The organism is Streptomyces marinisediminis, from assembly GCF_026262575.1.
Taxonomy (GTDB): domain Bacteria; phylum Actinomycetota; class Actinomycetes; order Streptomycetales; family Streptomycetaceae; genus Streptomyces; species Streptomyces marinisediminis.
In genome coordinates this window covers 1-22,224 of record NZ_JAPKFL010000018.1, presented here as the reverse complement: position 1 = coordinate 22,224, position 22,224 = coordinate 1, and the positions used below count along the sequence as shown (strand labels likewise).

Here is a 22,224-nt window from a genome sequence, read left to right as displayed (position 1 = left end):
CCACGGCGACGACCGCGCTCCGGGGCGCCGGGGGCAGCCGTCCCCGGCCGCTTCCGCGCCCGGCGGACCCGGGCGCCGGGCACCCGTTGGGCCGGGTGCGGCGCCACGCTCCGGTGCTGCCGGTGGTGGCGGTGGTGCTGCTGCTGTGCGTCCCGCCCGGCGCGGACGACGCCCGGGTCGGCCCCGCGGACGCCGCCTCGGCCGCGCTCGTGCTGTGGTGCGCCGTGCGCCTGCTGCGCACCCGGGCCCGGCCGCTGACCCGGTCGGCCGCCGTGGTCCTGGCCGCCCCGGCCGTCGCCTTCGCGGTGGCCACCGTCGCCTCCACGGACCCCGCGGCCAGCCTGCCCGGCCTCGTGCGCCACCTCCAGGTGTTCGTCCTCGTCCCGGCCGCCGTCGCGCTGCTGTTGCGGGACCGCGCGGACGCCAGGCTCGTCGCCGCCGCCGTGCTGGCCGCCGCCGTGGTGCAGGGTGGCGTCGGCGTCCACCAGTACGCCACCGGCACCGGCGCCTCCTACCAGGGCCAGGACCTCCGCGCCGTGGGCACCTTCGGGCCGCTGGACGTGATGGGCATGTCCACCGTCGTCGCGCACGGCCTCCTCGTCGCGCTCGCGCTCGGACTGGCCCCGCCCGACCGCGCCCCGCGCTGGCTGCGGCCCGCCGCGCTGGGCTGCGCCGCCGCGCTCACCGTGCCGCTCGCCCTCTCCTTCAGCCGCGGCGCCTGGCTGGCCACCGCCGTCGCGGGGGTCGTGGTGCTGCTGCTGGCCGGACGCCGCCTCGCGCTGCGCACGCTGGCCGTCGTCGCCTGCGCGGCCGTCGTGCTCGTCGGCGGGCTGGGCGTCGGCTCGCAACGCGTCGGCGACCGGCTGGCCAGCATCACCCGGGTCACCGCCGCGCCCGACCAGTCGGTCACCGACCGGTACGCGCTGTGGGCCGCCGCCGCGGGCATGTGGCGCGCGGAGCCGCTCACCGGCGTGGGCGTCAAGCACTTCCCCGCGCACCGGGACGCCCACGCCTCCCTCGCCCTGTCCTCCGGCAGCGACACCGCGGGCGCCGGGCGCGCCTTCAGCCGCGAGCCCCTGCTCTCCCCGCACAGCATGTACCTGCTCGTGCTCAGCGAGCAGGGCCTGCTCGGGATCACCGCGCTCGCCGGGAGCTGGGCGGCGCTCGTCGTACTGGGAGTGCGCCGCCACCGGCTGGAGCGCCGCCGACCGGGCGGGCGGGCCCGCGACGACGTGGGGTTGGTCGCCGTCGGCCTGCTCTGCTGGCAGCTCTTCGACTTCGCCTACGCCGACATCGGCGGCCCCTCCACCGTGCTCGCCGGTGTCGTCCTCGGGCTGGCCGCCTGGTGGGCCCTCCACCCCCACGACCCCCGCGCCGAGCGGACGGCCGCCCCGTGAGCGGAGCCGGGCAGGTGACACGGGCGGACGCACCGGGCCCGCCGGGCGCGCCCCGGGCGGGTGCGCCCCGGGCGGGTGCGGGCGGTGCGGCGCCCGGCGGGGCCCCCGGGGCAGGCCGCCCGGGGGCCGCCGGAGACGGGCCCGCCCGCGAGCGGGAGGCCGGTGCGGGCGGGGCGTCGGCGCTGGGGCGTCCGCTGGCGCGGGCGGCGGCCCTGACGGCCGTGCTCACCGCCGCCGGTGCCCTGCTCGGGCTCGTCCGCGACCAGACCCTCGCCCACCTCTTCGGCGCGGGCAGCGCCACCGACGCCTTCCTCGTCGCCTGGACGCTCCCCGAGCTGGCCGCCACGCTGCTCATCGAGGACGCCATGGCGCTGCTGCTGGTGCCCGCCTTCAGCCTGGCCCTCTCCCGCCGCGCCGCGGCGACGCGGCCCGGCCCGGCGGCCGGCGACCACGGGGCCGGACCCGCCGAGGACCCGGTGCGCGCCCTGCTCACCGCCACCTTCCCCCGGCTCTTCGCCGCGCTCGCGCTGGCCGCCGGGGTGCTGGCCGCCGCCGCCCCCGCCCTCGTCCACACCCTCGCGCCCGGCCTGGCCGACCCCGGGCTCGCCGTCGACTGCACCCGGCTGACCGCGCTGACCGTCCTCACCTTCGGCATCGCCGGATACGCCAGCGCCGCGCTGCGCGCCCACCGCTCCTTCGCGCCGCCGGCCGCCATCTACGCCGCGTACAACCTCGCCATCATCGCCACCGTCGTCGCCGCCCACTCCGTGCTGGGCGTGCGGGGCGCGGCGCTCGGGGTGGCGGTGGGCGGGGTGGCGATGGTGCTCGTCCAACTGCCCGCCGCCGTCCGCCTGCTGCCGGCCGGCCGCTCGCGCGGCCCGGGGCGCCGGGCCCGGCGCCCGCGTCACCGCTTCCGGCACCGTGCCGCCGTCCGTCTCCGTGCCGCCGTCCGTCTCCGTGCCGCCGACCGGCCGCGCGCCGACCGGCCGCGCGCCGTCGCCCGGCCGGCGCTGCTCGGACTCGGTCTGCTCGCCCCGGTGGTGCTGTTCGCCGTCAGCCGCCAGTCGCAGGTGCTCGTCGAGCGGTACCTGGCCTCCGGGCTGCCCGCCGGGGCCATCTCGCACCTGAACTACGCGCAGAAGGTGGCGCAGATGCCGATGGTGCTGTCGCTGATGATCTGCACCGTCACCTTCCCCGTCGTCGCCCGCGCGATGGCCGAGGGGGCCGCCGAGGCCGCCCGGCGCCGGGTGGAGCGGGACCTGCACCTGGCCGGCCTCGTCGTCCTGCTCGGCGCCGCCTTCGTGCTGGGCTGCGCGCCGCAGATCATCGAAGTGCTCTTCCAGCGCGGCGCGTTCGGCCCGGCGGACACGGCGGCCACCGCCTCGGTGATGCGGGTCTACGCGCTCGGCCTGCTCGGGCACAGCCTCGTCGGCGCCCTGGTCCGCCCGTTCTTCTCCGCCGCCCGCCCGACCTGGTACCCGGCGGCGGCCATGGCGGCGGGACTGGTCCTCACCGTCGTGGCGGGTGCCGCGCTGGCGCCGGTGTGGGGCGTCCACGGGATCGCGGCCGCCAACGCCGCCGGGATCACCGTGGCCGCCGCCCTGCTGCTGCACGGGCTCGGGGCGCGGGTCGTCCCCGTCTCCGTCGGCCGCCTGGTCACCGGCCTGGCGCGGCTGGTGGCCGCCGCCGCGGCCGCCGCCTGCGCCGGGTGGGCCGTCGCCGCGCTCCTGCCCGCCGCGCTGGGCGCCGTGCTGGCCGGGGGAGCGGCCGTGGCACTCGTCTTCGCCGCCGCCGGGTGCGCCCTGCGCGCCCCCGAAGTCCCCGCCCTCGTCACCGCGGCCCTGCGCCGGGCCGCCCGCATCCGTAGGACCCGACCGACCGAGGAGAGCCCCCATGTCCGCTGAACCGGCCGCCCCGCCCGCCGCGCCGCCCGCCGCGCCGCCCGCACCCCGTGCCGCGCCCGCGCCGCCGCCGCGTCCGTGCGGCCCGGCCCCCGCCGCCCGGCCGCCCGCCGCCGGCGGACGCCGACGCGGCCCCTGGGTGCTGATGTACCACTCGGTGGACACCACCACCGACGACCCCTACGCCGTCACCGTCTCCCCGGAGCGCCTGGAGCGGCAGCTCGCCTGGCTGGGACGGCGCGGACTGGTGGGAGTGGGCGTCGGGGAGCTGCTGCGCGCGCACGCGGCCGGACGGGCCGGACGGCTGGTCGGCCTCACCTTCGACGACGGCTACGCCGACTTCGTCGAGCACGCCCTGCCCGTCCTGCGCCGCCACGCCTGCACGGCCACCGTCTTCGTCCTGCCCGGCCGGCTCGGCGGCGACAACGCCTGGGACCCGCTCGGCCCGCGCAAGCCGCTGCTGGACGCCGACGGCATCCGGGCGGCGGCCGCCGCCGGCATGGAGATCGGCTCCCACGGGCTGCACCACGAGCGCCTGACCACCGCGAGCGAGGCCGTGCTGCGCGCCGAGACCGCCCGCAGCCGCGAGCTGCTCACCGAGCTGACCGGCCGCTCCCCGGCCGGGTTCTGCTACCCCTACGGCGCCGTGGACTCCCGTGCCGTGCGCGCCGTGCGGGACGCCGGCTACGCCTACGCCTGCGCCGTCGACCCCGGCCACCTCACCGGCCCGCACGCCGTGCCCCGCGTCCACGTCGGCGCCCGCGACACCGCCTGGCGGCTGCGCGCCAAGCGCCTGCTCCACCCGCTGCGCCGCACCCCGCTGCCGCCCGCGGCGCCGCCCGCCGAGGACGCCCGGTGAAGGCGCTGCACGTCATCACCGGGCTCGGCGTGGGCGGCGCGGAACAGCAACTGCGGCTGCTCCTGCGCCACCTGCCCGTCGGCTGCGACGTGGTCACCCTCACCAACCCGGGGCCCGTCGCGGTCGGCATCCGGGGCGACGGGCACCGCGTCGCCCACCTGGGCATGAGCGGCAACCGCGACCTGTCCGCCCTACCCCGGCTGGTCCGGCTCATCCGCGCCGGCCACTACGACCTGGTGCACACCCACCTCTACCGCGCCTGCGTCTACGGCCGCGCCGCCGCCCGGCTGGCCGGGGTGCGCGCCGTGGTGGCCACCGAACACTCCCTGGGCGACGCGCAGATCGAGGGACGCCCGCTCACCGCGTCCGCCCGCGGGCTCTACCTGGCCACCGAGCGGCTCGGCGGCGCGACGGTGGCCGTCTCCGCCACCGTCGCCCGCCGCCTGCGCGACTGGGGCGTGCCCGCCCCGCGCATCGAGCTGATCCCCAACGGCATCGAACCCGCCCGGTTCCGTTTCCACCCCGGGCTGCGGCGTCATACCCGGGCCCGGCTCGGGCTGCCGCAGGGCGCCTTCGTCGTCGGCGGTGTCGGCAGGCTCGTCCCCGGCAAGCGGTTCGACGTGCTCGTGCGGGCGGTCGCCGCGCTCCCGGACGCCCGTCTGCTGCTCGTCGGGGACGGCCCGCGGCGGCTCGCCCTGCGTCGGCTCGCCGAACGGCTGGGCGCCGCCGACCGGGTGCTGCTGACCGGCGAGCGGGACGGGGCCGTGGCCGACACCGCCGGAGACGAGCCCGGCCTGCCCGCGCTGCTGGGAGCCATGGACGTCTTCGTCTCCCCGTCCCACGAGGAGGCGTTCGGGCTCGCCGCGCTCGAGGCGCTGGCGGCGGGCCTGCCGGTCCGGCACGTCACCTGCCCGGCCCTGGACGAGCTGCCGCCCACCGCGGCGCCGGGCGCCCGGCGCATCGGCCCCGGGGTGCCCGAGCTCGTCACCGAACTCCGGGCGCTGCGCGCGGCCCGACTGCCCCGGCAGCCGGTACCGGCCGCCGTCCGGCGCTACGACATCACCCGCAGCGCCGACCGGCTGATGAGCCTCTACGAGTCCGTCCACGCCCGGGCGGCCGCCGCGTCCGCGCCGACCGCACCCGTCACATCCGTCGCACCCGTCGCAACTGCCGCACCCGTCGCATCGGAGAGGTGACCTGGCATGCCCGATACCGCACCGGCCGACACCGCCGACCGCCCGGCCGACACCGCCGCGCCCCCGGCGCCCGACCGCCCGGCCGGCCCCGGCGGGCGTCCCGCCGCGGCCCCCGAGCGCCCCGCCGACCCGGCCGACGGCCCGGCGCCCCGCGGGGGTTCGCGCCCGCGCCTGCCGCTGCCCGCGTCCGTCCGCCGCGCGCCGCGCCGCCTGGCGGCCCTGCGGCCGCCGGGCCCGGGCGGCGGGACCCGGCGGTGGCGCGCGAGGTGGCACGGCAGGCCGCCCGCCTGGTGGCCCGTCGGGCTGTGCGCGCTGCTCGGGCTCGCGCTCGGCGGCGCCTGGGGCCTGCTGAGCACGCCGCGGTACGCCGCCACCAGCTACGTGGTCGTGGTGCCCGGCGAGGGGTCCGACCCGGCGGCGGCCCTCGGCTTCGCCCAGGCCTACGGACGGATCGCCACCAGCGGCGCCGTCCTGCGCGACGCCCGGCAGGCCGCCGGGGCACCGACCGGGGTACTGGGCGCCAGCGTGCGCTCCGCGACGTCGCCGGACGCCCCGATGATCGAGATCACCGGCACCGCCACCCGGCCCGCCCACGCGGCCGAGCGGGCCAACGCCGTGGCCGACGCGCTGGCGGCGAGCGCCGACGCGGCGGCCGAGAGCACCGGCGTACGGCTCGTGCGGTTCGCCCGGGCGCTCCCGCCCGGCAGCCCGTCCTCGCCCTCGGCGCCGCTGTCCGCGGCCGTCGGCACCAGCGCGGGCGCGCTGGTGGGCGGCCTGTTCACGCTGGTGCGCCCCAGGGCCGCGCCCCGCGCCCCGGCACCGCCCGCGCGGCCGTCCGCCTCGGCCTGCGCACCCGGCCCCGGCCCCGTCCCCGAGCCGACCGCGCCGGTAGCGGACGGCTCCCCGGAGGCGCCCGGGAGCGCGCCGGACGCGGAGGCGCACGGCACGTCCGGGGCCGACGCCCCCGACCCGGCGCGAACCGGCACCGGGGCCGCGGAGCGCGGCGCCCCGCCCGGCGCCGGATCGCCGGAGCGGAGCGGGGACGGGGCCGCGCGCCGGAACACCGCCAAGGCCCCGGACGCGTCCCCGGGCACGTCGTCGGGCACGTCATCGGGCAAGGCGTCCGGAAGGGCGACCGCCGCCCAGCGCGGCGGCCGGACCCAGCGCGGCGGCCGCGCGCAGCGGAAGGAGTCGGCCCGGTGACCACGGCCGCCACCGCGACCGCCCCACCCGCCGGGTCCGCGCTGACGGTCACCGTCTGCCGGGACGCCCACGCCTTCGCCGCGCTCGGCCCGCGCTGGGCCGCCCTGCACCGGCGCAGCCCGGCGGCCACCCCGTTCCAGAGCCACCCGTGGCTGCACTCGTGGTGGCTGTCCTACGGCACGCCCGGACGGCTGCGCCTGGTGCTCGTCCACCAGGGGCCCGCCCTGGTCGCCGCCGCGCCGCTGATGCTGGCCTACCGTCCGCTGCCGGTGCTCGTGCCGCTGGGCGGGCCCGTCTCCGACTTCCGCGACGTGCTGGTCGACCCCGGCTGCCCGGGCGCGCCGGCGGCCCTGCTGGACGGGCTGCGGGACGCCGCCGCGGGCGCCGTCATCGACCTGCGCGAAGTGCGCCCCGGCGGCGACGCCGAGCGGCTGTACCGGCACTGGCCCGGCCCGCGCAGCCGCCTGTGCGACTCGGTGTGCCTGGAGCTGCCCGGGGCGCCGCTGGAGAGCCTGCTGGACCGGCTCCCGGGACGGCAGGCGCGGCGCTTCCGCGCCAAGCTCCGCAGGCTCGACGCGCTCGGTGTCACCGAGCGCGCCGTCCCCGCCGACGAGGTGCCCGACGCCGTCGCCACCCTGCTGCGGCTGCACGCGCTCCAGTGGCGCGGGCGCGGGGTGACGCCCGAGCACCTGCGGCCCCGGTTCGCCGAACACCTGGCGCGCGCCGCACGGCAGATGGCCCGCGCCGGTGAGGCCGCGGTCACCGAGTACCGGCTGGACGGCGAGGTGGTGGCCACCGACGTCACCCTGCTGTCCGCCGACCTCGCGGGCGGCTACCTCTACGGGGCGCACCCGGTCCTGCGCGAGCGCAAGGTGGACATCACCACCATGCTGCTGCGGCACGACGCCCGGCAGGCGGCCGGGTCGGGGCGGCGGGTGCTGAGCCTGCTGCGCGGCACCGAGCCGTACAAGCTGCACTGGCGCCCCGTGCCGGTGACCAACCAGCGTCTCCTGCTCGCCCGGCGCCGGCTCGCCCCGGCACTGTGGTGGCTGACCGCGCAGGCGGTGGGCCGTGCGGCGTGCGCGGAGCTGGCCCGGACCCGCTTCCCGGCCCTGCGGCGGTGGCCCGCGCGCCTGGCCGCCTGGCGGCCCGCCCGGCCGGGTGCCGACACGCGCCCGGCGCGGTCGGCGGGCGGCGCCGCCCCCGGCTGACGCCTCACGGCTCGGCGCGGTGGCACCAGCGGCCCGCGAGCGAGCGCTGCAGCGCGTCGCCCACCGGGGCCGGCGGGCAGCCGCCGGTCCCGTGCGGCGCGGGGGAGCCGAACGCCTCGGCGGCCCCCGCCCGCGCCCACTCCCGCCCCCGCTGCGCGAGCGTCTCGCGGTACACCGCGGCGGAGCGGGGGTTGTCCTCGCACTGCCACACGCCGTGCGGGCAGTAGTCGGTGATCGTCTGGTAGAGCGGTCGGTGCTCGGCGAACCACGCCAGCATGCCGCGCACGTACTCCGGGTTGTCCCCGTTGCGGAACAGGCCCCACTCCGGGTAGGAGACCGGCTTGCCGCGGGCCGCGGCGAACTCCACGTGGTGGCGCAGCCCGTAGGGCTGCTCGACGTGGTCCCGGAAGTCCTCGCCCGGCGGTTGGTCGTAGGAGTCCATGCCGATGACGTCGACGACGTCGTCCCCCGGGTAGCACTCGGGCCACGGAACGGCGTCGCGCCCGCGGTTCGGGGCGAAGTCGAAGCGGAACCGCTGGCCGGGGACGGCCCGCATGGTGGTGACGACGCGCCGCCAGTACGCCTTCCACGCCCCCGGGTCGGGGCCGCACCGGTGCGTGTAGGTGGTGCCGTTCATCTCCCAGCCGAGTACGACGACGGTGTCCGGGATGCCCATGCGCACCATCCGCTGGGCCAGCAGGCGGAAGTGGTGGTCGAAGGCGCCCCGCGCACCGGCCCGCAGGAGCCGGCGCACCTCGGCGTCGGGCACGTCCGCCTCGTTGCGCTCCAGCATCGGCACGTTGAGCACCAGGAGCCGGTCGGGGTCGGCGCGGCGCCAGCGGGCCCAGGCGTTGAGGAAGGCGGGCCGCCCCTCGATGTTCGACCACAGGTCACCGGGCAGGTAGGTGTGGCCCACGCGCAGCCGCGCCCCCTCCAGCCAGCGCTCCAGCGCGGGGATGCGCCGCACGCCGGTCGGCCCGGAGGCGAGGAAGGCCCCCAGCGCGGGCGGCCCCGGCGGAGCCGGCGGCGTGGTGGGCGACGGCGTGGTGGGCGGGGGCGGCGAGGGGGACGCGGTGCCCGTGGCGGTCTGCGCGACGGCGGCGCTGCGGCCGTCCGCGAGGCCGCGCGCCCCGCCCGTCCCCACGGCGCCCAGCGCCGTGGCCGCCAGCAGGCCCGCGGCCACGGCCGCGGTGGCGCCCGCCAGGGGGCGGCTCAGGGTCGGCATGGCGGCTCCTCCCGGGAGACTCGCCCTCGACCCTAGGCAGCGCCCGCCCCGCGCACCGGGACCGGACGGCCCCGCTCACCCGTTCGCGCTCCGGCGTCCGCCCGGACGGACGAGCCGCCGCCCCGCTCCGGGGCCGCGGACTCACGTCGGGGGAGCGGCACCGGTGCCGTCGTCCAGCAGGCGCCCGAGGACCTCGTGCAACCGGGCCGCCGCCGGAGCCGAGAGCACCAGCTCCAGGGTGTCGCCGGACGCGGTGTGGCCGAAGGCGCCCAGCGGTATCCGCACCTCGCGCGGTCGCTGCGCGCCCCGCCCCCCGCCGGGGCGCGCAGCCGTACCGCCCGCCGCCGGGCGTTCCACGCCACCGGTCGGCGGGCCCCCGGCGGCGCCCGGCGGGCGCGGCGCGGACCCGGCGGTCTCGGGCCCCGCGGGCAGGCGCCCGGTGGTCTGGGGCCCGGCGGGGCCGGGGTCGGGGCCGAGGTCGGGCGGGTCGGACGCGGGTAACGCCGCGGAGCCGTCGGCCGTCGCCCCCGGAACCGCCGTGCGGACCTGGTCGCCGCCGTCCCGCTTGGCCGCGCGCAGGGCGACGTCGCAGTCCAGCAGCAGCCCGAACAGCGCCTCCTGCGGCGGGCCGTGCGGCACGCACTCGGCCACTCCCAGCGAGACGGTCTGCCCGGTCAGGGCGACGGTCGCGCCGCGCCCGGTGTGCGCGCCGACGGTCTGGCCGCGCACCCCGGCCAGCGCCGTCCGGGCGGTGGCCAGCGCCTCGGACAGCGACAGGCCGGGCAGCAGCACCAGGAACTCGTCGCCGGTGTGCCCGCCGTACCGGCCCACGACCGCGCCGTCGATGCGGCTGAGCACGGCGGCCGCGGCACGCAGGACGGCATCGCCGGCGAGGTGGCCGTAGGTGTCGTTGACGCTCTTGAACCCGTCGAGGTCGGCCAGGAGCAGCGCCACCGGTTGACCGGCGTCCCGGGCGGCGGCGAGCGCGGCGAGGGCCCGGCCGTCCCACACCTGGCGGTCGAGCACGCCGGTGAGCCCGTCGACGAGGTCTCTGCCGCACTCGGCGCAGGGTCCGTCGTGCGCCGTCTGCCGGACGGCACCGGTGCGCGGCACCTGCCCGCCGCACGGGACGCCCGGCGTTACCGGGCCGCCTGCTGACCTCGGCGCGGTCCTCATCGATCCCCTCTTCCCCGCTGGCCGGTGGCAGCACCGGTTCTGGTGGCGACCAGGACCGGTCCGGCTCCGCCTCGCGACGACGTGCTGACCTGGCTGAGTTGGTGGTGCGGACCGGGCCGTGGCGCGGTGCCGCCTGTCCGGGCCCGGGTGCGGCCCGGGCGTGCCTGTACGTGCTGCCGGCTCCGTGCTGTCGGCCGTGCGTCCCGCCCGCTCCCTCCGGCCGGCCACCCGGGCGTGCGCCGGGCGGCACGGGCGGCGGTGCGGCTCCTGACCTATTCAACCGGTAGTTGATCCCGTGCGCTGTGTGAGTCTAATCGGGCGCCGGGTCCAGGTGTCAACCACGGGTTGAAGCAGGGGAGTTGGCGCCGGGTTAGGATGCCCCACAGCCGGGGTGAGGCGGGAGGGCGAGGAGCGATGCCGGAGAGCAAAGGCCTGCCGACACTGGCGGCGGCGCTCAACCACCTTTTCGACACCATCCGCCCGTACGGGCCCCGGGGCCGGCCGTACACCAACGACGAGGTCGCCGCGGCCGTGAAGGAGTCGCACCCGCACATCCGGGTCGGCGGCGCCTACCTCTCGGCCCTGCGCACCGGGACGAAGAAGAACCCCTCCACCGAGCTGCTCACCGCGCTCGCCCGGTTCTTCGGCGTGCCCGCGTCCTACTTCCTCGACGAGGCGACGGCCGCGCAGACGGACGCCGAGATCGCGCTCGCCCAGGTCGCGCACAACCTCGGCGTGCGCAACCTGGCCCTGCGTGCCCTGGAGCTGTCGCCCGAGGGGCTCGCGGCGGTGACCCGCATCGTCGAGCACGTCCTGGACGGCCGCACCGGGCACGGCGACGACGGCGCGCCCCCGGAGTCCCCCCGCACCTGAAGCGCAACGGCGTCGGCGCGCGCCCCCGGCGCGGGGCTCGCCGCCCCGCCCGCCGCGCTTCCCCGCCGCGAACGGCGTCGGCGGCGAGGCGGGCCGGACGCACGGCCGGGGGCGGCGCGCCGGGCCGCGCACGAACCGGCGGCGGGACACGGCCGGAGGCGGGGGCGGAAGCGCCGTGCAGGCCGCAGCGCACGTCCGGCCCGCCACCGCCGGATCCGCCCGACGGCCCGCCGCGCCCACGCGCGCGAGAACTGACGCGAGAACTGAGGAGCCCGCGGGGCGCCGCCCGGGGAGCCCGCGGGGCCGGGTCGCGCCACGGCCCGCGGTGCGCCGGGCCGCCGGCCGGCCTCCGGTCACACCACCGCCGGGAAACGCGGAAGACCCCTGACGAACAGGGGTCCCAGGCACTGTGTCCGAGGGGGGACGTGAACTCTCCACTCGGGCACCAGCTCATTACTTAGCTGACCTGCGGGAACGTCCCCCTAAGGCACCTTCGATCGGGTCACGGTTGGTCACCCTCACCTGCGGTTTCTGGCTGTTTCGGTCCGCTGTTGGTCATGCGTTGGTCACGTGGCCAACCCAGTTCGCGCCACTCTTCTCAGGCGCTCTTGACGCCGAGACTCAACCGGGTGACGCTCCCGCAAGTGAGTGCAACCGCATCGACATCGGGAGCAGCCATGGCCTACAAGTTCCTCGGGATCATCCCCGACACCGGCAAGGACGACTCGCCGACGATCTGGCTCCACGAGGACGGGAGACCTGCTGATCCAGTCGTACAGGGCGACCGAGCAGGAAGTGAAGGAGTGCCAGGAGGTCGGCTCAATCCCCGGCCACTCCACGGACGTGCCGGACCACGAGACGATCATCAGGCTTCCCGCAGTCATGCTTCAGTTCATCCCGCGAAAGGACGGAGACGTCGCAGATGCAGCCCCCGGCACGTGAACCGCTGTCCCGCGCCCAGCGATCCGCTGTTCACCTGGAAGTGCGCGACCACTACCAGACCGAAGACCCCGACTTTCTGGCTTGGCAAGAGGGACACCGGTTCCACTCGGGCAACCGGGAAACCCGGTGGGAGGGCTGGCACGACGCCGTGCACGATGCCGTAGCTCGGGGAGTGGACCTGCGCCGCGCTCGCGTCGTATCCGAACCGCTGTCGGAGTACGTCCGCTTCGAGTACGACTACGCCGTGACGAACCTCGCTGCGGGCGAGCAAGTTCGTTGGCTTCCACGGCGCAGGGCCAAGGACCTGGCTATTCCCGCAGTGGACTTCTGGGTCTTCGACGAGGAGACAGTCCTCTTCCATCACTTCGGCGGAAACGGGGAACTGATGGACCGAGAGTACGTCCGGGACGCCGTGCTGGCTAAGTGGTGCGTAGATTCGTTCGATGCGATCTGGGATCGTGCTACGCCACACGAGGAGTACAAGCCGGTCTGACCGGCCCGCACCATGGCAAATTCCGGATCATCGAGCGTCCAGGCCGCCCGCAAGATACTTGCCGAACGTCTTCGTGAGATTTGTACGGACGCCGGACTGGACGGCAAGACGCTCGCGCGTACGTGCGGCTGGCATCCGTCCAAGGTGTCGCGGATCTCGACGGCGAAAACGTCGCCATCGGCCGACGACATCCGGGCGTGGTGCCGGGCGTGCGGCGCGGAGGACCAGACGGATGACCTGGTTGCTTCCCTGCGTGCCGTTGAGGGGATGTGGATCGAGTGGCGCCGGGCGGAGCGTGCCGGTCTGCGACGGTCTCAGGAAGAACGTCTTCCGCTGTATGAGCGCACTCGCCGGTTTCGTTCCTACTCCTCATGGGCAATCCCGGGCCTCATCCAAACCAGCGGATACACGGAGGACGTACTCCGGACCATCCAGAGGCAGCGGGTTTCCATGGACGACGTTGCCGACGCGGTAGCAGCCCGCATGGAGCGTCAGCACGTGCTGTATGAGGGGAACCGCCGCTTTGCTTTCCTGATCGAGGAACCGGTTCTCCGGAACACGCTTAGCGCGGCGGAGACGCAGCGAACGCAGTTGGAGCAGTTGCTCATAGTGAGCCGTCTGCCGAACGTCAGCCTAGGTGTGATCCCTGTGTCCCAGCGTCGCCCCCGTCTGCCCGTCGAGAACTTCTGGATTTATGACGTAGCACAGGTCAACGTCGAGTTGGTCTCCGGCTACCTCACCATCACGCAGCCCAGCGAGATCGCTTCCTACGCTGACACGTTCGCGGGGCTGGCAGACATGGCGGTCTACGGGCCGAAGGCTCGTGCGTTGATCACTACGGCCCGGGACTCGCTCCGATAATTGGTGTGCAATCGCATGCAATAGCGTGGCCCATCGACACCCACTCTCCGTAGCGTCTTCATCACACGAATGACGCGAAGGGGTGTCGGCATGACCGAGCCAACGAAGTACTCCACTCCGCCCGTTGAGCTGCCGTTGCGCACCAAGCCCGACCCGATGCCGGTAGAGGGCTGCGCGGGCTGCATCGAGCTGGCCAACGTGCGCGATCGTGCCCGCGCGGGTGGGGACATGACGACGGTCTCTGACTGCAACGTCTTCCTCGCCCGTCACCCCGAGGGGCACTGATGGCTGCCCCGACGCCGAGTGAGCCTCGCGTTGACCGCACCTCCGGTGTCGTGTTCGTGCCGCGTGGGTCGGTCGTGAAGCCGTGCCCCTTCCCCTGCTCCATCTGCAAGGCAAAGGGGCGACAGTGAGGCGCTTATCCCGTGGCCTGTGCCGTTTCGCTGGGCCTGTGTTCGCACTGGCGACGTGGGGGACGGCAGCGCTTCTCATCACGCTCGCCGTTACCGGCAAGCTCACCTGAACCCACCGTCAGCCGCTCGCGCGCTGGCCGCGCATGCCCGCTATGGCTCACCCCAGGACGCCCCGCCTCAGCCGGGGTGGGGTCCGGAAACAACAAGTGGAAAGGAGAGTCGCCATGACCGGTTTGGCAGTCGAGACGTACGCATCTCGTACGCCTGACGCGGACGGGTGGCGGGGCATCCCGTTCGCACATCCCGCCATGGACGGTGGCAAGCACGACGGGGGGCCGATGCCGCCTGAGGCCCCGCGTCCGCCTGAGCCCAAGCCCGACGACGGCAAGTAGCCGCACGTGTAGGCATAACGGAAAGTGCGCCCCCGCCGTGTGGCGGGGGCGCAGTTGGTTTGTTCAGCGGTTGGAGCAGGGCACGGAAGGGGTTGGAAGCGGCGAGGGGTTCGGGCCGCTTCGGTTCGGGCGTTGGTTCTACCGCTGCCTCCGGGGCCGGGCGGTAGGCGTCGAGCTGGACGACCGTTGCGCGGTTCTCCTCACGCTCCGCGCTGGCCGGCGGGCGCTCTGCGTGACGGTAAGTGTCCAGGTACTGGTCACTGTCCGCGCTGGTCGGCTGCGACACAGTGTCACCGGGACTGTCTTCGCGGAGCGTGAAGACTGTGGCCGGACGGCCGGCCTGCCGGAGCGGGGTCTGTCAAACGGGCGGTGTACCAGGGCGGTTGGGGTCACTGGCGGGCTGCGGAGAGGCGGCCGTCGAAGGTGGTATCGAAGGCGTTCAGGGCGGTCTTCCAGCGCATGGTCCAGCGGGCCCGGCCCTTGCCGGTCGTCAGATCCTTCGCGGACACCGGGATCACCATCTCGTCCACGCCGGACAAGCGCTTTTGCCGCTTGCGGACGATCTGCGGCTCGAAGCTGCCCTCGCGGTCACGGGGCACGGCTGTCTCCACCGGCCCGACGTCCGTGAGCACGGTCTTGCCCCGAGTGCCGTTACGCGAGTTCCCACGGTTCTTCCCGGCCGGATCATGCTGGTCATAGCCGAGGTGGTCGGTGATCTCGCCTTCGAGAGCGGACTCCAGCAGCCGCTTGGTCAACTGCTGCAGCAGGCCGCCCTCACCGGTCAGCTGCAGGCCCTCGGCCTGAGCGCGGCCCACCAGCCCGTCGATCAGCTGGTCGTCCACAGCCTTCGACGGCTGCGGCCTACCCGGCTCGGTGGTCCCGGGCTCGGTCACGTTCCCCCTGGTCATCGGTGCGTCTTCCTTGATCGGGAGTTACACCGAACGTCTTGCAGTCCCTAAGTACCCGGCCCTGGACGATGACGGCACCGGGCGGTTCCTGTCCTCGGTCTGGGAGCCGTGCGGCAACCGCCTGTGACGGCGGTCTGACGCACCACTGCCTGAGGGACGCTCCTCTGTGGACCGTCTACGCCGCCACGGGCGTCCGCCGCAGCGAGGCCCTGGGCGTGAAGTGGCCCCTCGTCCGCTGGGACGAGGGAGCTGTTGAACTGGGCTGGGTCGTGGTCGGAGAGGGCAACTCCTACCGGCTGCGGAAGCTCACCAAAGACGGCGACGACAACGCCGTCATCTACGTGGACCAGGCAGTGATGAACGTCCTCAAGTGGCAGAAGGAGCGCCAGGACGCCGAGCGGAAGCGTCTCGGCTCCGCCTGGACGGACCATGACCTGGTGTTCGCCCGCGACGGCTGCAAGCTGTACCGGGGCGAGGCAGGCGGACCGCAGGACCCGGAGAAGGTCTCGGCCCGCTGGCGCACCCTGCGCACCCGGTTGAGGCTGCCCGAACAGTTCCGCATCCACGACTGGCGGCACAGCAAGGTCACAAACGATCTGGGGTCGGGGAGAACCCCGTAGAGGTCTCCGCCAACGTCCGGCACCACTCGCCCGGCTACACCATGGCCTGATACGGGCACTCTCGTAAGGGCGGAGCGCGGCGGCTGGCCGCCTCCGGTGCAGGCCGACTCGGCCTGTCATCCCTGGTCTGACCTGGGGAATCGCTGGGCCGTTGGTCACGTGGTTGGTCACGCCACTGCCCAGGAAAGCAGAAAACCCCAGATGAACCGGGGTCTTCGCTGGTGTCCGAGGGGGGACTTGAACCCCCACGCCCTTAACGGGCACTAGCACCTCAAGCTAGCGCGTCTGCCATTCCGCCACCCGGACCGGTGGGCCGCGCGGGCTGTGCCGCTCGGCGCGACGCCCACGATAGCACTGGATTCCGGGCCGCCGATCCCCCTGGCCTTGGGGGAGGCCGCGCGAGGCGCCAGGATGGGGGAGGACCCCCGTCACCACCTGGAGGCAGTGTGAGCGAGTCGAGCCCGACCCCGGCAGACAGCGCCGTCACCGGCGAGGACGAGGTCGTCGGCATCTGCCGCGACCTCATCCGCATCGACACCAGCAACTACGGAGACGACAGCGGCCCCGGCGAGCGGGCCGCGGCCGAGTACGTCGCGGGACAGCTCGCCGACGTCGGGCTGGAGCCGGAGATCTTCGAGTCCCGGCCCGGGCGGGCCTCCACCGTCGTGCGCATCCCCGGCGTGGACCGGTCCCGGCCCGGCCTGCTCATCCACGGCCACCTCGACGTCGTCCCGGCCAACGCCGACGACTGGCGGCACCACCCGTTCTCCGGCGAGGTGGCCGACGGCTGCGTGTGGGGCCGCGGCGCGGTGGACATGAAGGACATGGACGCCATGACCCTGGCCGTCGTGCGCGAGCGCATGCGCACCGGCCGCAAGCCCCCGCGCGACATCGTGCTCGCCTTCCTGGCCGACGAGGAGGCCGGCGGCCGCTACGGCGCCCGCCACCTCGTCGACCACCAGCCCGGGCTCTTCGAGGGCGTCACCGAGGCCATCGGCGAGGTGGGCGGCTTCTCCTTCACGGTGAACGAGAACCTGCGCCTGTACCTGATCGAGACGGCGCAGAAGGGCATGCACTGGATGCGGCTCACCGTGGACGGCACGGCCGGCCACGGCTCGATGACCAACAACGACAACGCCATCACCGAGCTGTGCGAGGCGGTGGGGCGGCTCGGCCGGCACAGGTTCCCCGTCCGCGTCACCAAGACGGTCCGCGCCTTCCTCGACGAGCTCTCCGACGCGCTCGGCGTCGAACTCGACCCGGAGGACATGGAGGAGACCCTGGCCAAGCTGGGCGGCATCGCCAAGATCATCGGGGCCACGCTGCAGAACACCGCCGCGCCCACCCAGCTCGGCGCGGGGTACAAGGTCAACGTCATCCCCGGCCAGGCGACCGCACACGTGGACGGCCGCTTCCTGCCCGGGCACGAGGAGGAGTTCCTCGCCGACCTCGACCGCGTCCTCGGCCCGCGGGTCAGGCGCGAGGACGTGCACGCGGACAAGGCGCTGGAGACCACCTTCGACGGGGCCCTGGTCGAAGCCATGCAGAGTTCGCTCGTCGCGGAGGACCCGGTCGCCCGGGCCGTGCCCTACATGCTCTCCGGCGGCACCGACGCCAAGCAGTTCGACGACCTGGGCATCCGCTGCTTCGGCTTCGCCCCGCTGAAACTGCCCCCGGAGCTGGACTTCGCCGGGATGTTCCACGGAGTCGACGAGCGCGTGCCCGTGGACGGCCTGCGGTTCGGCGTGCGCGTGCTCGACCGGTTCATCGAGCAGTGCTGACGCGCCCCCGCCCGGGCCCGCCGCCGGCGGGACGCCGGGGCCGGGCGGGGCGTCGCGGCGCCGCGTGGGCCGTGCGCGCGGCTGCGTGCGACCAACGTCGGGCGTGTGTGCGGGTTTCACCGGCACGGGTGAATGCGCCGGGCGAAACGTAGCCATGCCTTCCACTCCTCGTTACACGGGATGCGGTCCGTGGCTGGGACCGCATTGCCAACAAGGAGGAACAATGATCAAGAAGGTCGTCGCCGCTGCGGCTGCCACCGGTGGCCTGGTTCTCGCGGGTGCGGGCGTCGCCGTCGCCGACGCCGACGCCGACGGTGCCGCCGTCAACTCGCCGGGTGTGCTGTCCGGCAACGTTGTCCAGGTGCCCGTGCACATTCCGGTGAACCTCTGCGGTAACACCATCGACATCATCGGCGTGCTGAACCCGACCTTCGGCAACGTCTGCATCAACGACTGACGTCACGGTTGACTGAGCCCGTGAGGGCCTGATGCCGAGCCCCGGAGCGCGCGCCACGCGCTCCGGGGCTGTCAGTTCCGGCGAGCCGAGGTCCGCGGGCACTGCGGAGCCGCCTCGCCGTCCCGCCAGCAACGAAGACAGGAAGCAACCATGCGACAGGTCACCAAAAAGGGCCTGATCACCGTCGTGGCCGCGGGCGGCGCGCTCGCCCTCTCCGGCGTCGCGGCCTACGCCGACGCCGACGCCGACGGTGCCGCCGTCAACTCGCCGGGCGTGCTGTCCGGTAACACCGTGCAGGCGCCCGTGCACGTGCCGGTGAACGTCTGCGGCAACACCGTGAACGTCGTCGGCGGGCTCAACCCGGCCATCGGCAACAAGTGTGCGAACGTCGGCGACGACAGCCATGACGACGGTCACCACGACGACGGTCACCACGACAGCGGCGCCGAGGCCGACGGCGCGGCCGTCGGGTCGCCGGGCGTGCTCTCGGGCAACACCGTGCAGGCGCCGGTGAGCGTGCCGGTGAACGTCTGCGGCAACACCGTGGACGTCGTCGGCGTCCTCAACCCGGCCATCGGCAACGACTGCACCAACGGCGGCGCGCCCGAAGGACCGGGCGAGGAGCGGCCGGAGGAGCCCGGGGGCGAGGAGCCGGGTGGCGAGGAGCCGGAGGGCGAGAAGCCGGAGGGCGAGAAGCCGGAGGGCGAGAAGCCCGAGGCCGAGAAGCCGGAGGCCGAGAAGCCGGGCGACACCGCGGGCGACGGCGGCGAGACCGGCGTCACCCCGGCCGGTGACCGGCACGAGCCGCAGGCCGAGCTCGCCGAGACCGGCGCCTCCGCGCTCACCACCGTGCTCCCGGTCGGCACCGCGCTGATGCTCGGCGGCTACGTGCTGTACCGCCGCGCCCGCGTCGCCGCGCAGCGCTGACCCGACACACCGCGACCGCGGGTCCCGCCGGTGCGGCGGGATTCGCGGTCACCCCGGCGCGCCCGGTCACCACGTGGCCCGCACCTGGCGGATGATGCGGCGCCGCAGCCGCACCCGGCGGCTGCCGTCCGGGTACAGGCGCAGCCGGTCCAGTTCCCAGTGGCCGTACTCGGCCTGCTCGGTCAACGACCGCGTGGCGGCGCTCCGGGAGACCCCACGCGGGACGTACACATCGCGAAATTCATATTCCGGCATCGCATCCATTGTGCGGATAGGGCCCGCCTCCGGATAGCGTCTGCGGTATGTCTGATGCTGCGCAGCCCACCGCCGCCGAGGTCCGCGCGTCCGTCGAAGCCCTGAAGTCCGCCCTCGACCACCACCTCGAGGTGGTCGAACGACGGGCCCGCGGCACCCGAGGGGCTGCCGCCGACGCCGCCGTCAACGCCGCGTACGACGACCTCGCCGCCGCGGGCGAGGCGTACGACGCACTCCTGTACGGGGCCTACGACGAGGTCACCCCGTTCGAGATCCCCGGGGGCGAGAGCGCCCACGGCTACCTCGGGCCCGACGAACCCACCGCCCTGAGCGTCTACATGCGCCGCGACTACACCGTCAGCGACCCGCTGCGCCTGCTCGCCCAGGCCCAGCGCGTCACCGACCTGGACCCGGACGCCGTCGACCCCTCGGAGGGCGACGCCGACACGCCGGGCAGCAGCGTGCACGCAGCGCTGGGCGTCCTCTTCGGTGAGTTCGAGCCCGACGAGCTCGCCACCCGGCACAAGGAGTTCGGGCTCACCGAGGGCGACTCCACCCTGTGGGTCGTCGCCGACGACGAGCCCGCGGAGCCGGGGGAGTGGCTGGACCAGCCGTTCGACGGCGCCGACCCCGAGCGCGTCGTCTGCCGGTACGACATCAGCACCGTCTTCGACGACGAGGACACCGAGGACATCGAGGACACCGAGGACACCGAGGACATCGACGCCGACGACGCCGACGACGCCGACGCCGACGCGGCCCCGGGGGCCGGGCAGGGCGCCGCGCGACGGGGTGCGGGGGGCTACGGCGCGGGCGGCGGGGAGTCGGAGGACGACGCGGCCGTCTCCGCCCGCTGAGCCTCCTTAGCTCCGGGCCGCGGCTGCGGGCGCAGCAGCGTCCGCAGCCGCGTGGAGCGGGGCGCTCCCGGCCGCTCCGCCACCGCGCGCGGCAGCGCGCCCTCCACTCCCTGCACGACGGACAGGTGCCGCTCCGCACGCCCGAACGCCGTGTAGACCCACGGCCGGTCCAGCGCCTCGGCCGCGTCTCCCGGCAGCACGGCCACCACCGCGGGCCACCGCAGGCCCGCGGCCTGGTGTGCGGTGACCGCCCACCCGTGCCGCAGCGCCGTGCCCACGCGCTCCTTCGCCACCGTCCACGCGGAGCCGTCCGCCCCCGTCACGCGCAGCCCCCGGTCGTCGGCCCCGGCCACCGTGCCCAGGGTGACGCGGCCCGGCGCCACCGAGTACACCACCCGGTCGCCCGGGTCGAAGCCGCCGAAGCGGCCGGGGCCGGGGTTGAGCCGCTCCTTCAGCGCGCTGTTCAGCGCCCGGGTGCCGGCACCGCCGCCGTGGCCGGGCGTGACGACCTGGGTGTCCGCGGCGTCGATCCCCAGCGCGCGCGGCACCGAGTCGGCCACGAGCTGCACGGTGCGGTGCACGGCCTCGGCGGGCTCCCGCACGGGCACGATGACCACCTCCCGGTCCGGCGCCTCGACCCGGACCAGCTCACCGGCGCCGACGCCGGAGACCAGCTCGCCCAGGGGGCCGGGGTCGGGCGTGCGGGAGACGACGCGGGGCGCGACGCCGGCCGCCAGCACGTCAGCGAGCACCTGCCCCGGACCGGCCGAGCCCAGCAGGTGCAAGTCTCCGCTCAGGACCAGGCGGGCACCGTCCGGCAGCGCCTCGACGAGCGCCGCGGCGGCCTCCGTGTCCAGCAGCGGGGCGTCCAGCACCGCCAGCACGTCCAGCGCCAGCGTGCCGTCCTCCTGCCGCGTCGGCCCCTCCCGGCCACTCAGCAGACCGGCGACGGTGACGGCCCCGCCCGTGGGTTCCGCCTCGGTGCCACCAGCCCCGGCGTGCTCGACGCCACCAGCCCCGGCGTGCTCGGTGCCACCGGCCCCGGCGTGCTCGACGCCACCGACCTCGGGCATGCCGGGCGCGGGCGGCCCGGGTGCCGGGGCGGCGAGCGCTTCGCCGGCCGCCGCGACCAGGGCCGCGAGCCGCTGCCTCCCGTTTGCGGTGTGCGCCGCCGCGCACGCGCGCAGCCCGGCCGCCCGGGCGGCGGCCACCAGCGCGGCCACCTCGGCGCGGGCGGCCTCCCCGCCGGTGTGCACCACCAGGCCGCTGTCCGCCGCCGCCCGCACCAGCTCGGCCGCGGACGCGGAGGGCACGCCGTCGGCCGCCGCCGCCCACCGCCGCGCCTCGTCGGCGTCCGGCGCCGCGAACGTGCCGCGCAGCCGCTGGAGCCCGTCGGCCAGGCTCTCCTCGGCCAGCGCCCAGCGCTCCAGGCCCAGCAGCAGCGGCACCGGGGCCTCGGCGTCCTGTGGCTCCCCCTCGAAGACCAGCACCGCTCCGGCGTCCACCGCCTCGCGCACCGCTTCCCCCGGGTCCGGCACGCCGTACCGCGCGAGCCCGCGCTCCAGGGTTTCGGCGCCGAGCACGGTGTGCCCCGAGCGGGCCGCCCGCTCCAGCAGCCAGCCCGCCAGGGCCTGGGCCCGCCGGGGCTCGCCCGTCCCGCCCTCGGCGCCCAGGGCCGCGGCGAAGGCGTCCGCTTGTTCCGGCGCGACCCCGGCGACCGCCAGCAGGCGCCACGGGTCCTCCCGCAGCTCCTCGGCGGCCTGCGGGCCCAGGGCCTCGACGACGGCCGGGGCCAGCGACTCCGGCGCGCCGCCCGCCGCCAGCACCCGGGGCACCTCCGGCGGCACCACCACGGCGTCGCCCGCGTCGGCCCGCGGGCCGACGCGGGCCGCCCCGGGGGCGGGGGCGCGGCGGGGGGCGCGGGGCGGCTCCGGGGCCGGGAAGAACTCGGCGGCCGACCGCTCACCGCGCTCCACCGCCCGCACGGCGGCCATCAACTCCGCCGCCTTGCCCCGGGGCTCCCCGCCCCCGGGTTCCCCGGCACCGGACTCCCCGCCTCCAGGCCCACCGGCACCGGGCCCGTCGCCGCCCGGACCGCTCGCGGGGGCCGGGCCGCCCGGGCCGCCCGGGCCGGCCGAGCCGTCGGTGGCACCGGGGGTGCCGGGGGTGCCGGGGGTGCCCTCGGAGGTGGTCACAGCGTGCTCCAGTCGTGGTCGGGGTAGCGGTGCAGCGGGGCCGAGACGTCGTCCAGGGCCCGGGTGATCTCGTCAGGCAGAC

Annotated in this window: 20 protein-coding genes, 1 tRNA gene and 2 pseudogenes; 17 read left to right on the top strand and 6 right to left on the bottom strand. The window is 75.8% G+C overall.

The features are described 5' to 3' along the window. Positions 1–86 precede the first annotated feature (86 nt). From OSB71_RS16080 to OSB71_RS16055, 6 genes are read left to right on the top strand one after another with little or no spacing between them, the layout of a single operon-like run. A complete protein-coding gene (locus OSB71_RS16080; RefSeq protein WP_265948853.1) occupies positions 87–1,397 on the top strand; it encodes an O-antigen ligase family protein in 1,311 nt (436 codons plus the stop codon). Next, positions 1,394–3,301: a lipid II flippase MurJ gene (locus OSB71_RS16075; RefSeq protein ID WP_416237273.1), complete on the top strand. Its 1,908-nt coding sequence runs from the start codon at positions 1,394–1,396 to the stop codon at positions 3,299–3,301. The genes OSB71_RS16080 and OSB71_RS16075 overlap by 4 nt, the downstream gene beginning before the upstream one ends. After that, a complete protein-coding gene (locus OSB71_RS16070) occupies positions 3,291–4,157 on the top strand; it encodes a polysaccharide deacetylase family protein (RefSeq protein ID WP_416237272.1) in 867 nt (288 codons plus the stop codon). The genes OSB71_RS16075 and OSB71_RS16070 overlap by 11 nt, the downstream gene beginning before the upstream one ends. After that, positions 4,154–5,353, top strand: coding sequence for a glycosyltransferase (locus tag OSB71_RS16065; RefSeq protein ID WP_265948747.1), 1,200 nt, complete (start codon positions 4,154–4,156; stop codon positions 5,351–5,353). The genes OSB71_RS16070 and OSB71_RS16065 overlap by 4 nt, the downstream gene beginning before the upstream one ends. Positions 5,354–5,359: 6 nt before the next feature. Beyond that, positions 5,360–6,556, top strand: a complete 1,197-nt coding sequence (locus OSB71_RS16060) for a YveK family protein (RefSeq protein WP_265948746.1) — start codon at positions 5,360–5,362, stop codon at positions 6,554–6,556. Continuing rightward, positions 6,553–7,767 (top strand): GNAT family N-acetyltransferase, encoded by a 1,215-nt coding sequence (locus OSB71_RS16055; RefSeq protein ID WP_265948745.1) that lies wholly within the window; start codon positions 6,553–6,555, stop codon positions 7,765–7,767. Before OSB71_RS16060 ends, OSB71_RS16055 begins: the two co-directional genes overlap by 4 nt. A gap of 4 nt (positions 7,768–7,771) precedes the next feature. Here OSB71_RS16055 and OSB71_RS16050 read toward each other — a convergent pair whose 3' ends face one another. Beyond that, on the bottom strand, positions 7,772–8,992 hold the full coding sequence (locus OSB71_RS16050) for a glycoside hydrolase family 26 protein (protein WP_265948744.1): 1,221 nt from the start codon (positions 8,990–8,992) through the stop codon (positions 7,772–7,774). A gap of 141 nt (positions 8,993–9,133) precedes the next feature. After that, a complete protein-coding gene (locus tag OSB71_RS16045) occupies positions 9,134–10,168 on the bottom strand; it encodes a GGDEF domain-containing protein (RefSeq protein ID WP_265948743.1) in 1,035 nt (344 codons plus the stop codon). 414 nt (positions 10,169–10,582) lie between these two features. On the opposite strand from OSB71_RS16045, the gene OSB71_RS16040 reads away from it, so the two are divergent. From OSB71_RS16040 to OSB71_RS16015, 6 genes and pseudogenes are all read left to right on the top strand, one after another. Then, the gene (locus tag OSB71_RS16040; protein WP_265948742.1) at positions 10,583–11,041 is read left to right on the top strand and encodes a helix-turn-helix domain-containing protein; all 459 of its coding nucleotides are present in this window, start codon (positions 10,583–10,585) and stop codon (positions 11,039–11,041) included. A gap of 677 nt (positions 11,042–11,718) precedes the next feature. Beyond that, positions 11,719–11,983: pseudogene (locus tag OSB71_RS16035) on the top strand (hypothetical protein). After that, positions 11,964–12,476 (top strand): DUF6879 family protein, encoded by a 513-nt coding sequence (locus OSB71_RS16030; protein ID WP_265948741.1) that lies wholly within the window; start codon positions 11,964–11,966, stop codon positions 12,474–12,476. Before OSB71_RS16035 ends, OSB71_RS16030 begins: the two are co-directional and overlap by 20 nt. Positions 12,477–12,488: 12 nt before the next feature. After that, positions 12,489–13,337 (top strand): helix-turn-helix domain-containing protein, encoded by an 849-nt coding sequence (locus tag OSB71_RS16025; protein WP_265948740.1) that lies wholly within the window; start codon positions 12,489–12,491, stop codon positions 13,335–13,337. 90 nt (positions 13,338–13,427) lie between these two features. After that, the gene (locus tag OSB71_RS16020) at positions 13,428–13,622 is read left to right on the top strand and encodes a hypothetical protein (RefSeq protein WP_265948739.1); all 195 of its coding nucleotides are present in this window, start codon (positions 13,428–13,430) and stop codon (positions 13,620–13,622) included. A 352-nt stretch (positions 13,623–13,974) separates the two neighbouring features. Then, entirely contained in the window at positions 13,975–14,142 is a 168-nt protein-coding gene (locus tag OSB71_RS16015) for a hypothetical protein (RefSeq protein WP_265948738.1), read from the top strand. Between the two features lie 479 nt (positions 14,143–14,621). On the opposite strand, the pseudogene OSB71_RS16010 reads toward OSB71_RS16015, so the two are convergent. Beyond that, positions 14,622–15,050: pseudogene (locus OSB71_RS16010) on the bottom strand (transposase); the annotation flags it as partial. A 68-nt stretch (positions 15,051–15,118) separates the two neighbouring features. Between OSB71_RS16010 and OSB71_RS16005 the strand changes: the two are divergent. Next, the gene (locus tag OSB71_RS16005) at positions 15,119–15,670 is read left to right on the top strand and encodes a tyrosine-type recombinase/integrase (RefSeq protein ID WP_323055300.1); all 552 of its coding nucleotides are present in this window, start codon (positions 15,119–15,121) and stop codon (positions 15,668–15,670) included. A 219-nt stretch (positions 15,671–15,889) separates the two neighbouring features. Here the strand turns inward: OSB71_RS16005 and OSB71_RS16000 are convergent. Beyond that, positions 15,890–15,976: transfer RNA gene (locus OSB71_RS16000), tRNA-Leu, on the bottom strand. Between the two features lie 140 nt (positions 15,977–16,116). Here OSB71_RS16000 and OSB71_RS15995 point away from each other — a divergent pair. From OSB71_RS15995 to OSB71_RS24520, 3 genes are all read left to right on the top strand, one after another. Continuing rightward, the gene (locus OSB71_RS15995) at positions 16,117–17,451 is read left to right on the top strand and encodes a M20/M25/M40 family metallo-hydrolase (protein ID WP_265948736.1); all 1,335 of its coding nucleotides are present in this window, start codon (positions 16,117–16,119) and stop codon (positions 17,449–17,451) included. A gap of 223 nt (positions 17,452–17,674) precedes the next feature. Continuing rightward, complete coding sequence (locus tag OSB71_RS15990; protein WP_265948735.1) at positions 17,675–17,908, top strand: chaplin; 234 nt, start codon at positions 17,675–17,677, stop codon at positions 17,906–17,908. A 150-nt stretch (positions 17,909–18,058) separates the two neighbouring features. Beyond that, entirely contained in the window at positions 18,059–18,835 is a 777-nt protein-coding gene (locus OSB71_RS24520; protein ID WP_323055296.1) for a chaplin, read from the top strand. Positions 18,836–18,901: 66 nt separating this feature from the next. Here the strand turns inward: OSB71_RS24520 and OSB71_RS15975 are convergent, their stop codons facing one another. Continuing rightward, the gene (locus OSB71_RS15975) at positions 18,902–19,090 is read right to left on the bottom strand and encodes a DUF5703 family protein (protein WP_265948734.1); all 189 of its coding nucleotides are present in this window, start codon (positions 19,088–19,090) and stop codon (positions 18,902–18,904) included. Positions 19,091–19,137: 47 nt separating this feature from the next. On the opposite strand from OSB71_RS15975, the gene OSB71_RS15970 reads away from it, so the two are divergent. Further along, positions 19,138–19,947, top strand: a complete 810-nt coding sequence (locus OSB71_RS15970) for a hypothetical protein (RefSeq protein ID WP_265948732.1) — start codon at positions 19,138–19,140, stop codon at positions 19,945–19,947. Here the strand turns inward: OSB71_RS15970 and OSB71_RS15965 are convergent. Continuing rightward, entirely contained in the window at positions 19,893–22,142 is a 2,250-nt protein-coding gene (locus OSB71_RS15965) for a helix-hairpin-helix domain-containing protein (protein ID WP_416237271.1), read from the bottom strand. The two genes, OSB71_RS15970 and OSB71_RS15965, sit on opposite strands and share 55 nt — an antisense overlap. Positions 22,143–22,224 lie beyond the last annotated feature (82 nt).

What these genes read in the sequence shown, in the direction of transcription:
- OSB71_RS16015 (WP_265948738.1), top strand. Translation starts at nt 13,975, where the DNA reads ATGACCGGTTTGGCAGTCGAGACGTACGCATCTCGTACGCCTGACGCG.
- OSB71_RS16025 (WP_265948740.1), top strand. Translation starts at nt 12,489, where the DNA reads ATGGCAAATTCCGGATCATCGAGCGTCCAGGCCGCCCGCAAGATACTT.
- OSB71_RS16005 (WP_323055300.1), top strand. Translation starts at nt 15,119, where the DNA reads ATGACGGCACCGGGCGGTTCCTGTCCTCGGTCTGGGAGCCGTGCGGCA.
- OSB71_RS15975 (WP_265948734.1), bottom strand. Translation starts at nt 19,090, where the DNA reads ATGCCGGAATATGAATTTCGCGATGTGTACGTCCCGCGTGGGGTCTCC.
- OSB71_RS16070 (WP_416237272.1), top strand. Translation starts at nt 3,291, where the DNA reads ATGTCCGCTGAACCGGCCGCCCCGCCCGCCGCGCCGCCCGCCGCGCCG.
- OSB71_RS16020 (WP_265948739.1), top strand. Translation starts at nt 13,428, where the DNA reads ATGACCGAGCCAACGAAGTACTCCACTCCGCCCGTTGAGCTGCCGTTG.
- OSB71_RS16060 (WP_265948746.1), top strand. Translation starts at nt 5,360, where the DNA reads ATGCCCGATACCGCACCGGCCGACACCGCCGACCGCCCGGCCGACACC.
- OSB71_RS24520 (WP_323055296.1), top strand. Translation starts at nt 18,059, where the DNA reads ATGCGACAGGTCACCAAAAAGGGCCTGATCACCGTCGTGGCCGCGGGC.
- OSB71_RS15990 (WP_265948735.1), top strand. Translation starts at nt 17,675, where the DNA reads ATGATCAAGAAGGTCGTCGCCGCTGCGGCTGCCACCGGTGGCCTGGTT.
- OSB71_RS16050 (WP_265948744.1), bottom strand. Translation starts at nt 8,992, where the DNA reads ATGCCGACCCTGAGCCGCCCCCTGGCGGGCGCCACCGCGGCCGTGGCC.
- OSB71_RS16045 (WP_265948743.1), bottom strand. Translation starts at nt 10,168, where the DNA reads ATGAGGACCGCGCCGAGGTCAGCAGGCGGCCCGGTAACGCCGGGCGTC.
- OSB71_RS16040 (WP_265948742.1), top strand. Translation starts at nt 10,583, where the DNA reads ATGCCGGAGAGCAAAGGCCTGCCGACACTGGCGGCGGCGCTCAACCAC.
- OSB71_RS16030 (WP_265948741.1), top strand. Translation starts at nt 11,964, where the DNA reads ATGCAGCCCCCGGCACGTGAACCGCTGTCCCGCGCCCAGCGATCCGCT.
- OSB71_RS15970 (WP_265948732.1), top strand. Translation starts at nt 19,138, where the DNA reads ATGTCTGATGCTGCGCAGCCCACCGCCGCCGAGGTCCGCGCGTCCGTC.